9 protein-coding genes and 1 pseudogene are annotated in these 9,711 nt (G+C 41.5%); 5 read left to right on the top strand and 5 right to left on the bottom strand.

Going from position 1 to position 9,711, the window contains the following annotated elements:
* Positions 1-62: 62 nt before the first annotated feature.
* The 3 genes from A4S05_RS07300 to A4S05_RS07290 all read right to left on the bottom strand — a co-directional run bounded on the left by A4S05_RS07300 (position 63) and on the right by A4S05_RS07290 (position 3,498).
* The gene (locus A4S05_RS07300; RefSeq protein ID WP_069069163.1) at positions 63-1,991 is read right to left on the bottom strand and encodes an ABC-F family ATP-binding cassette domain-containing protein; all 1,929 of its coding nucleotides are present in this window, start codon (positions 1,989-1,991) and stop codon (positions 63-65) included.
* A 71-nt stretch (positions 1,992-2,062) separates the two neighbouring features.
* Positions 2,063-2,479: a DUF1824 family protein gene (locus tag A4S05_RS07295; protein ID WP_069069162.1), complete on the bottom strand. Its 417-nt coding sequence runs from the start codon at positions 2,477-2,479 to the stop codon at positions 2,063-2,065.
* A 170-nt stretch (positions 2,480-2,649) separates the two neighbouring features.
* Complete coding sequence (locus A4S05_RS07290) at positions 2,650-3,498, bottom strand: prohibitin family protein (protein ID WP_176726944.1); 849 nt, start codon at positions 3,496-3,498, stop codon at positions 2,650-2,652.
* 389 nt (positions 3,499-3,887) lie between these two features.
* On the opposite strand from A4S05_RS07290, the pseudogene A4S05_RS38615 reads away from it, so the two are divergent.
* The 4 genes and pseudogenes from A4S05_RS38615 to A4S05_RS07270 form a co-directional block, all read left to right on the top strand.
* Positions 3,888-4,160 (top strand): annotated as a pseudogene (locus A4S05_RS38615) (ABC transporter); the annotation flags it as partial.
* Between the two features lie 58 nt (positions 4,161-4,218).
* Positions 4,219-4,647, top strand: a complete 429-nt coding sequence (locus tag A4S05_RS07280; RefSeq protein ID WP_069069159.1) for a beta-carboxysome assembly chaperone CcmS — start codon at positions 4,219-4,221, stop codon at positions 4,645-4,647.
* Between the two features lie 112 nt (positions 4,648-4,759).
* On the top strand, positions 4,760-5,005 hold the full coding sequence (locus A4S05_RS07275) for an AbrB/MazE/SpoVT family DNA-binding domain-containing protein (protein WP_069069158.1): 246 nt from the start codon (positions 4,760-4,762) through the stop codon (positions 5,003-5,005).
* Positions 4,992-5,381 carry a PIN domain-containing protein gene (locus A4S05_RS07270; RefSeq protein WP_069069157.1) on the top strand — a complete coding sequence of 130 codons (390 nt, stop codon included), beginning with the start codon at positions 4,992-4,994 and terminating at the stop codon, positions 5,379-5,381. The genes A4S05_RS07275 and A4S05_RS07270 overlap by 14 nt, the downstream gene beginning before the upstream one ends.
* 371 nt (positions 5,382-5,752) lie before the next feature.
* Here A4S05_RS07270 and A4S05_RS07265 read toward each other — a convergent pair whose 3' ends face one another.
* The gene (locus A4S05_RS07265) at positions 5,753-8,080 is read right to left on the bottom strand and encodes a tetratricopeptide repeat protein (protein WP_256090853.1); all 2,328 of its coding nucleotides are present in this window, start codon (positions 8,078-8,080) and stop codon (positions 5,753-5,755) included.
* Between the two features lie 60 nt (positions 8,081-8,140).
* Positions 8,141-8,575 (bottom strand): hypothetical protein, encoded by a 435-nt coding sequence (locus tag A4S05_RS07260; RefSeq protein WP_069069155.1) that lies wholly within the window; start codon positions 8,573-8,575, stop codon positions 8,141-8,143.
* A gap of 517 nt (positions 8,576-9,092) precedes the next feature.
* Between A4S05_RS07260 and A4S05_RS07255 the strand changes: the two genes are divergently transcribed.
* Positions 9,093-9,686: an acyltransferase gene (locus A4S05_RS07255; protein WP_069069154.1), complete on the top strand. Its 594-nt coding sequence runs from the start codon at positions 9,093-9,095 to the stop codon at positions 9,684-9,686.
* Positions 9,687-9,711 lie beyond the last annotated feature (25 nt).

Raw genomic sequence — 9,711 nt, 5'->3', positions numbered from 1 at the left:
GATGTGACTAATGGATAGCCTTTATAAGGGGAGGGTTAGGGTGGGGTAAAACTATTAAAAAATCAAGACTCCATCTCTGCCAATTCTAACCACCGTTCAGTCGCCACATCGATCGCGTGCTTGAGCTTTTCCACATGATCATACAGTTTTTGCACCTGGCTATAATTCCCCGGTGATACATTCGCCAGCGTTTTCTCGGTTTCTTCTTTCTCAGCCTCTAACTCGGCAATTTTACCTTCCAACTGCTCAAATTCTTTCTTTTCCCAATTAGATAATCTCCGCCGCTTGGTATTATCTACCTCCTTGGGTGAAGCCGCACCATTTTGCACTTCAACATTTTTAGGCTTCTCCTTAGCGTTCGCAGCCTGTAGCTGTGCCTCTTCAGCCTTCTTATAGTCCAGATAAATCGAGTAATTACCTGGATATTGCCGCAGATTACCGCCTTCCTCAAAGGAAAATACTGTGTCGATGGTGCGATCGAGAAAGTAGCGATCGTGAGAAACTACAATTACACACCCGACAAAGTCTTCTAAATAATCCTCTAATACTGCCAATGTCTGCACATCTAAATCGTTTGTCGGTTCATCTAAAATCAAGACATTGGGCGCACTCATCAAAACTCGCAACAGAAATAAACGGCGTTTTTCACCACCGGAAAGTTTACTAATTGGGGCATATTGTTGATTACCAGGAAACAAAAACCGCTCTAACATTTGCGAAGCAGTAATTTGAGTTCCATCGGTAATTTTGATAAATTCTCCTTCTTCTTTGATGTAGTCAATCACGCGCTGATTTTCATTCAATGCTGTGAGCAATTCTTCAGAATGCTGGTCAAAATAACCGATGTGAATTGTTGTCCCAATTTCTGCAACACCTGAATCTGGCTGAATCTGACCAGTAATAATATCCATTAAAGTGGATTTACCAGCACCGTTAGCGCCGATGATGCCAATGCGGTCTTCTGGACTAAATTCGTAGGTGAAATTATTAATCAGGGTGCGTCCATTGTATGCTTTGGAAACGTTATTTAATTCAATAACCTTTTTGCCAATGCGACGACCAACTGTCGAAATATCTACTTTACCCTGAACTTGTTTAAATTCAGTATCCCGCAAAGCGTGAGCGCGGTCAATTCTCGCTTTTTGCTTGGTACTTCTGGCTTTTGGCCCTTTTTTGAGCCATTCCAACTCGCGGCGCAATAAGCCTTGGTGTTTACGTTGACTACTTACAGCAGATTCTTCAGCTAAAGCTTTCTTTTCGAGGTAATATGAATAGTTACCTGTATAAGTGTAAATGTCGCCTCGGTCGATTTCAATGATCCGATTGGTAACGCGATCTAGAAAATAGCGATCGTGAGTTATCAGAAAAAGTGCGCCGCGATAACGATTTAAGTAACTTTGTAACCATTCTACAGAAAGAGCATCAAGATGGTTTGTCGGCTCATCCATGAGCAAAACATCTGGTTCTGATAGCAAGGCTGATGCTAAAGCAATGCGTTTGCGATAGCCTCCAGATAAAGTGCCTATCTTGGCATCAAAGTCAGAAATTCCTAATTTTGTCAGGATGATTTTGGCATTAGTTTCTAGTTCCCAAGCATCATTTGTATCCATCTGTTGCATCACCACGGAAAGGCGAGACATCAGTTGGCTATCATCTGGATAGTGAGCCAATTTATCTGAGAGTTCTTCATACTCACGCACTATAGCAATATGTTCGCCACTGTCAGCAAAAACTTGCTCTAAAACTGTGTGATTTTCATCTAAATCTGGTTGCTGCGGTAAGTAGATAATTTTAGAACCGGAGTTGATTAAAATTTGTCCGCTATCAATCGATTCTAACCCCGCGATCATTTTTAATAGGGTTGATTTCCCCGAACCGTTAGTACCAATTAAACCAACTTTATCGGTAGCATCGAGGCTAAAGCTAGCATCTTTTAAAATTTCCTTGATGCCAAAGTCTTTTTTAACTGACTGTAGTGTAATAATACTCATAAGATTGAAGTCATTAATTATTTTTCATTAGTGAGTAGGCAAGGCAATACCCTACCTACATTTGCCGAATTCTATGCAAATAAGTCCAAGGGAAGGTGTCCATACATTTCGTTGATTCCATCTTCGTCATAAGACTGGCAAGATACTAATACACCGCGATGATGTCCATCATAGGAATCTAGATAACACAAACCATTTTTGCCATTTAATTTGATATAAACTGGGCCTTCAGGTGTAGATAAATTGTTGGGTGGTTCATAACCCAACGCCAGAGAATAGGTTTTCATTGCCAATATTCCTTCTTCTGCTGTATCAGCACAAATTCCTAAAATTTGGTAATCAGCAAGTTTGGTGATCAAAATTAAGGCATTACGAATCACTACTTTTTCTGATGAGTTGAGGATAGGGGCAATGTCTAGACAGTTGAATTTGTTCAGTAATTTTTTCGCTTCTTCGGCGGTGAGATTTTGAGGATTGGAGGTTGACATAAACTTCGATTATTGTCTGGTTGGTTTTTCTGTTGTGTTGGAGTTGGGACTAGCTCAATTTATACAGTCTTGGATCTTAGATTGGCAATAGTCCAAGTGTTGTAAAGTTTCTCTGATCTCAGAGCAAATTACATAATTTTAGAGCTTGTTATCTCATGCCCACTTCCCTTTTACGGCTGATTTTGGACATTCCCAAGGTTGAATATGAAGGGGACGCCGTTTTTGGAGTCGCTACCCATTACGAGGACTTTGGGCATTTGAGCGCCGCCAGTTCTCCAAGCTTCAATTGCTTCTTTTTGCAGAACCAACTGCCCTCCTTGGGCTTTGAGTGTCTCTGCTAAGAGTCTTTGAGCTTCTGCTCTACCTTTGGCGCGATTAATGTCTGCTTGTGCTTCTTGTTCAGCTTCACGTGCTACATAAACGGCTCTTTGCGCCCGTTGTTCAGCAATTTGTTTTTCTTCGACTGCTCTGGCAAATTCTGGTGAGAATGCTAAATCAACTACACTAGTATCTAATACAATTATCCCATATTTGTCTAAGCGATCGCCTAACGCTTGATCAAAATCTTCTTTCAATTCACTTCTTTTGGTAATCGCTTCTTCTACTGTTCTTCTAGCTGCGGCAATTTTAAATGCTTCTTGTGTCTGAGGGGCAATGATTTTTGATACAATATTCTCCAATGTTCCTTGTTTCCTTCTCACCTCAACTACCTTTATCGGATCAAGGCGAAAGTTAATCGCAAATCTCGCAGATAAGTTTTGCAAATCTTTAGTAGAACTCTCTGCTGGTACTTCAAATTTTTGCACTGTTAAATCATACACATCTATCACGGTGATAAAAGGCGGTTTCACGTGAATACCTTCCAATAAAGCGCCATCTCTGGCTTTACCCAAGATACTTATCACTCCTGCTTGTCCTGGGTTAATAATGATAAAGGAGTTTAACCCGATAATGACTAGTATTGCTAACACAATTCCCAAAACTGTGGTTTGCCAATTTCCGAATTCCTGATTTTTCAAGTTCTTCTCTCCAATATTGAGTGCTGAGTGCTGTTAGCCGTAGCGGGGCGTTTAGCCCGTGCTGAGTTAGGAGTTAGGAGTGATTATTCTACTTATTGTCTCCAATTCCCAGTCCCCAATTCCCAATCCCCAGTCTCCAGTCCCCAATTTAAGTGTCTCATTAGTCTGTTTGAATCAATCTTCAGACTCAGAACTCAGGACTCAGAACTTTGTTCCGTGGTAATATCAGTGACACGAAACAGCAAAAAGCCGTGGCTACTGTATTCAAATCTCATTGGGTATTAAGAAGGCGTAAACATTCAACGCATCCTCTCCGGCGTTTACTTGAGTATGGACACCAGTATCGTAAACAAATTTGGCTGGCGACTACTTATTCTATCCTCAATACATTTTTGATTTTAGACGAAGCTACCTCGGCGGTGGATAATGAAACAGAAGTGGCAATCCAGCGATCGCTAGAACGGATTACAGTAGATAAAACTACAATTGCGTAGGCAAAGCCCGCCGTAGGCATTGCTCATCGTCTTTACACCATCCGCAATGCCCATTGCATTTATGTCATGGAACATGGGAAATTAGTAGAGTCGGGAACCCACGAGCAATTGCTGGAGAAAGACGGAATCTATTCCGGCCTCTGGCTTGTACAGTCAGGCTTAAGATAACTTTCCCCCTTCTTTGTGTTTTAATTACGAATTACGAATTACGAATTACGAATTATTTATGTTTTTTGGTAATAGTCAACCAGAATCAGGTGATACTAAGTGGCGTCGCCAGTTGGATAAGTTTGTCAAAGCAAATCAGCAAGAATTGGCGGCGCTGTTTTGGGGATTGTGGTTAGCAAATGGTGACAGTAAGGGTACTGTTGGTATTGATTTGCAACCAACGCCGCATTTTGTTTATTGTCCGAAAGAACAGATAGAGAATTTAAATATTAGAGTTGAAAATCGGCTTCAGGAAATTTTGGGAATTGTGGAGAATCACAAACCGGATGTGGAAGTTGTGATGATTGGGATTGGGAAGGGGGAAATTAAGTTAATTCAGTTTGCACCGGAACCAGCACCACCGATTTGTTTTGAGCAAGCTGGTAAGGATGTGGATGGGTTATTGGATGTGTTGGAAGAGAGGATGAGGGAGGAGATTGTTTTTTAACGCGGAGGGAAGCGCAGAGGTACGCAGAGAAAAGACTCTATTTATACCGCTCGCTGTGTTGATCTGCCAAGAAACGTTATATTTAGGTAAATAATTTATGTCAGGAAACGTAATGGCTAGCGTCACCATCACCACCAAAGGAGAAGTAATTATTCCTAAAGAAATTAGGGATTATCTTAATCTTGATATAGGTAGTAAGGTTGATTTTGTCATTGATGAAAATGGGACAGTTAAACTAATTCCACTCAATGTTCCTGTTCAAACTCTGTCCGGCATTCTACATCGTCCGGCGATGAAAAGTGCAACTTTAGAAGAAATGGAAGCAGCAATCCAAGAAGGCGCAAGTGATTGGAGTTGATACAAATATTTTAGTGCGCTACATCACAAAAGATGATGAAAAGCAGTGGAAACAAGCTGCTGAAATTATCGAAGCAGGAGAGCAATGTTTTGTAGCAAATATAGTTCTTTGTGAGTTGGTTTGGGTTTTACGGGGAAAGCCCTATGAATTTAGTAAGGAAGAAATTAGCAACACTATAGAGTTAATGTTGCAATGTTCAGTGTTTGAGTTAGAAAATCGCTCTTTAGTTTATCAAGCATTACAGCGATTTCATCAGGGAAAAGCAGATTTATCCGACTATTTAATCGGCGCGATTGCTCAACATAATAGTTGTAGTTCAACAGTAACTTTTGACAGAAAGTTAAGAAGCGAACAGGGATTTAATTTACTTGAATAATGCTTATTTTGTAATCGGCGTAGGCGTAGCCCGTCGCAGACATCGCTCTCCATTATCAACGAACACATAAAAGCGATCGCACATCATTCTACAATCTAAGTGGAGCGATCGCCCTCAGAACACCATCATTCCACCTCAGAACAGGAACATTCTCATTTGAAACACGAACGTTCTCACTTAAAACAAGAACATTCTCGTTTGAAATAGGAACGTTCTCACTTGAAACACGAACATTCTCGTTTAAAACAGGAACGTTCTCACTTAAAACAGAAACGTTCTTGTTTTAAACATGAAACTTCGAGTTCAGAAGGCGAAACTTGGAGATTAAAGCTTGATTGATGAGGTTGGGAACTTGAATTTTGCTATTGTGATTAAAGAAAATCGCGCAAATCTTCTAAACTTTGACGTACAGCAGCAGTATTAGGATGATTTGCACCTAACCGTCGCTCAAAAATATCTAATGCTTGCATGTACAAAAGTTCCGCTTCGCTGTATCTGCCTTGGTCACAGTAGAGTGCCGCTAGGTTCTTGAAGCTGTGTGCGACATTTTCATGTTCATCTCCCAGCAGCTTGCGCCTGAGTGCCAAAGCTTTGATGAAAAGGGTTTCTGCTTCGCTGTATCTGCCTTGGTCACGGTAGAGATACGCTAGGTTATTGAGGTTAGTGGCGACATCTTGATGTTCATCTCCCAGCAGCTTGCGTTTGAGTTCCAAAGCTTGGATGTAAAGGGGTTCGGCTTCGCTGTATCTGCCTTGGTAGTTGTAGAGTAATGCGAGGTTGTTGAGGGTTTGTGCGACATCTGGATGTTCATCTCCCAACAACTTGCGCGTGAGTTCTAAAGCTTCGATCAAAAGGGGTTCGGCTTCGCTGTATTTGCTTTGGAAGCTGTAAATTAACGCTAGGTTGTTGAGGCTTTGTGCGACAAATGGATGTTCTTTTCCCAGCAACTTACGAAAGAGTGCCAAAGCTTGGATAGCAAAGGGTTCGGCTTCGCTGTATCTGCCTTGGTAGTTGTAGAGTCCCGCTAAGTTGTGGAGGCTTTCTGCGACATCTGGATGTTCATCTCCCAGCAGTTGACGCCTGAGTGCCAAAGCTTGGATGTGAACAGGTTCGGCTTCGCTGTATCTGCTTTGGAAACTATAGAGTACCGCAAGGTTGTTGAGGCTAGTAGCGACATCTGGATGTTCATCTCCCAGCAGGTTGCGCCTAAGTGCCAAAGCTTGGATGTAAAGGGGTTCAGCTTCCCTGTATCTGCCTTGTAAACGATAAAGTACCGCAAGGTTGTTGAGGCTAGTAGCGACATCTGGATGTTCATCTCCCAGCAGGTTGCGCCTAAGTGCCAAAGCTTGGACGTGAACAGATTCGGCTTCGCTGTATCTACCTTGGGAACGGTAGAGTTGCGCTAGGTCGTTGAGGCTAGTGGCGACATCTGGATGTTCTTCTCCCAAACGTTGTTTAGTTATTTCTAGACGCTGCTCACGCCAAGATACTGCTTTATCATACAATCCCTGGCCTTCGTAAAATCGAGCATTGCCAACAAATGCCCAAATCAAATCATCATCGCTGATATATTCAATGAGATTATTCGCTACTTCAGCTATATGAGGTATGGCAAAGGAGACGGCGTTGATTTGCTCAAGAGTGGGTGTTTCAGGAATCTCCTTTGCAACTGCTACTATTACCCCACAAAGCGATCGCTTTAATTCCTCTGCCTGTTCTAAACCTGTAAGCTTATTTTGGAAAAACTCTCTTAGCAGTGGATGAAGTTGGTATGTTTCCTCACCTTTGCGTTGGAGTAAATAGAACTTTAACAAATCGCGTCTAGCTTTTTTTTGCTCTTTACCTTCATTGCCTTCCACCAATTTCCAAGAAATCGGAGCCAAGGCAAATAAGCTCAAAAAACAACCTAAAACTTGGGCGTTTTTTTGCAAACGCCGCCAACTTAACTCAAAAGCAGCAGCTACACCTAGTTTAGCGGTCATTTCTTGTGGAGCTTCGTCTATTGCTTCATTCGTCAGACCCTCATCTTTTAATTGCTGCAAGATTTCTGCTAGAGATAAATCCTCATCAAGTACCAGATATCTCCCGACTAATTCCAAACCCAAAGGCAAATAACCGAGATGCTTACAAAGTCTTCTAGCAATCCAAGGTTCACGTCGCAATCGTTCTCTACCCACCAGCGATTTTAATAGGTTCATTGCCGCCAACGGTTTGAGCAAACCCAAGTCTAATCGCATTATCGGCGGCTGTAATTTTTCCCTTGTGGTCATCAGCACTTTAAACCGAGAAGATAGCGAGTGTAAGTAGGGCTTAACTTCCTTGTATTCCACAACATCATCCAGCACCAGCAGAACATCAACCTCTCCAGGCCAATGCCGAAAGCAATATTGGACTTGCGCGAGTAATTTTTGGTTAGGATCTTCTGTTAAATTATCTGGTATTTTTAAATCAAGATGAGTTCTGGCAAACTGTACAACTTGAATGCCCACATCACTAACTTTTGCCAGCAACCAGCAAATTCCACCCTTGTAAGTTTCGCGGTGATTTCTGGCATATTGTAGGGCAAGTTCAGTTTTACCAACTCCACCCATGCCAGCAACAGCAGCTATAGCCACTTGTTCATTTTCCTGCAAAAGCTGATGGAGATTTTGCAATTCCACTTCACGTCCAACAAACTCCACCACCCCACTTAAGGGCAAATTTTGCGGTATTTCGGTAGCGAGATTTGACTTTACCTGTTCTCCTCCAGGCGAATGCAGTCAGAAAATATTAGTACCAGTGAAAATATTTCCTTGAAAGACGTTTTTAATAGAGTCAGCTAACTTTGTAGAATTAATGATGGTTGCTGGTTGTGAGTTCAGCCCATTTGCTAAAGCTTGGACTTTTGACGCTATTTGAGGATCGGCGTTTACTGCGGCTTCCACGTCCCGCACTGATTGAGCAATTTCGGTATCTGTGTCTGCTGCGGCTTTCAACTCTAGTAGCGCTTTACCATAATCTAACGGCTGCTGTGTATTTTCTGGTGTCGCCTCTGCTAATAAGGGCAACTTATTTTTATTACGTAGCTGTGCGATTAATTTACTGCTTGCTTCTAACCCTGCTTCCCCAAGCTTTTCGCCAGTTTTTTCTAGAGCTTTAGTTAAAACTATAGTAGCGATCGCAGTTGCAACAGCCGTTAGTGTTACAGGTTCCATAATTTTATGAATAACAACCGAAATTCCACTGAAAGCTATTCTAGCCTAGCCTGATTGCCACATTTCCTAATTATGTCTGTATAGACACGGTTTTTAACGTTAAGTTGACTTTTACAAAAACTGATGCAATTTGATACCCAACTGCTACCTCGAATTAATAGTAAATCCCTGGGAGAAAATGGTAAACAATATTATGTAGATGCCAAGGTAAACCACTTCCCTTTCCATTTAACTTACTACTGATATGGTAGTTGAATTCTTGGGGTACTTCTTTAGTCCCTTTCATTTCCCAAACAGTTGTATCTTGAGAATCCAAACTCCGAGAGCAAAACTCGTAATGTTTAGTTTACCTTGACAACGCCACCATACCTCACCCCGCTTTTATAAAAACGGTATTCACACGGGAGAAAATACTCTAATTGGGGAAAACTAATAAATGTGAAGGGTGCTAAAGTACCCGCGTCGTTTTCCCTCATTGGTTGAAAGCCAGAGGGTTCCTAAACTTCCGTGAGGTTTTATGAAAGAGATCAAAAATAAAATTACGAATAAATTAGAACGACTATTGGAACAATGGTTAGTACCTCGTCTGGTACGGTGGGGAGAATATCTAGAAACCAAAATCAGGCGCTATAAACATCAAGAACTGAAGAGTCAATTAAAATTTAGTGGCTCAGGTCTGCGATTTAAGCGAGACTTGAGAATTGAACACCCGCAAAATGTATCTCTGGGAAATAAAGTCTACATTGGACAAGATGTCATATTAGATGGACGTGGCGGAATTACAATTGGCGACAATACAACACTTGGATTTAACGTTGTTATTCTCTCTGCAAATCACGATTATCAAAGTAATGATTTGCCTTATGAACATAATGTCTATATTCATAAACCTGTAGTTATCGGTCGCAATGTTTGGATTGGTGGAAATGTCCTAATTGTTCCAGGAGTTTCCATTGGAGATGGTGCAATTGTGGCGGCGGGGACGGTTGTAACTGCTAATGTTGAACCTTTAGCAATTGTTGGAAATCAACGGATGAGAACAATTAAATATCGCGACAAAGAACATTATGAAAAACTCGCCAACAAACAAGAGAGTCAGGATAATTCGTAATTCGTAATTCGTAATTCGTAATTCG

The sequence above is a fragment of the Nostoc sp. KVJ20 genome (genome assembly GCF_001712795.1).
Classification (GTDB): Bacteria; Cyanobacteriota; Cyanobacteriia; order Cyanobacteriales; family Nostocaceae; genus Nostoc.
Note: the sequence above shows the minus strand (reverse complement) of the source record. Positions and strands in the feature narration are given on the sequence as shown.

Excerpts from the sequence above, each read along its gene's own strand:
- A4S05_RS07300 (WP_069069163.1), bottom strand. The coding sequence starts at position 1,991 with ATGAGTATTATTACACTACAGTCAGTTAAAAAAGACTTTGGCATCAAG.
- A4S05_RS07295 (WP_069069162.1), bottom strand. The coding sequence starts at position 2,479 with ATGTCAACCTCCAATCCTCAAAATCTCACCGCCGAAGAAGCGAAAAAA.
- A4S05_RS07280 (WP_069069159.1), top strand. The coding sequence starts at position 4,219 with ATGTTTTTTGGTAATAGTCAACCAGAATCAGGTGATACTAAGTGGCGT.
- A4S05_RS07275 (WP_069069158.1), top strand. The coding sequence starts at position 4,760 with ATGGCTAGCGTCACCATCACCACCAAAGGAGAAGTAATTATTCCTAAA.
- A4S05_RS07260 (WP_069069155.1), bottom strand. The coding sequence starts at position 8,575 with ATGGAACCTGTAACACTAACGGCTGTTGCAACTGCGATCGCTACTATA.
- A4S05_RS07255 (WP_069069154.1), top strand. The coding sequence starts at position 9,093 with ATGAAAGAGATCAAAAATAAAATTACGAATAAATTAGAACGACTATTG.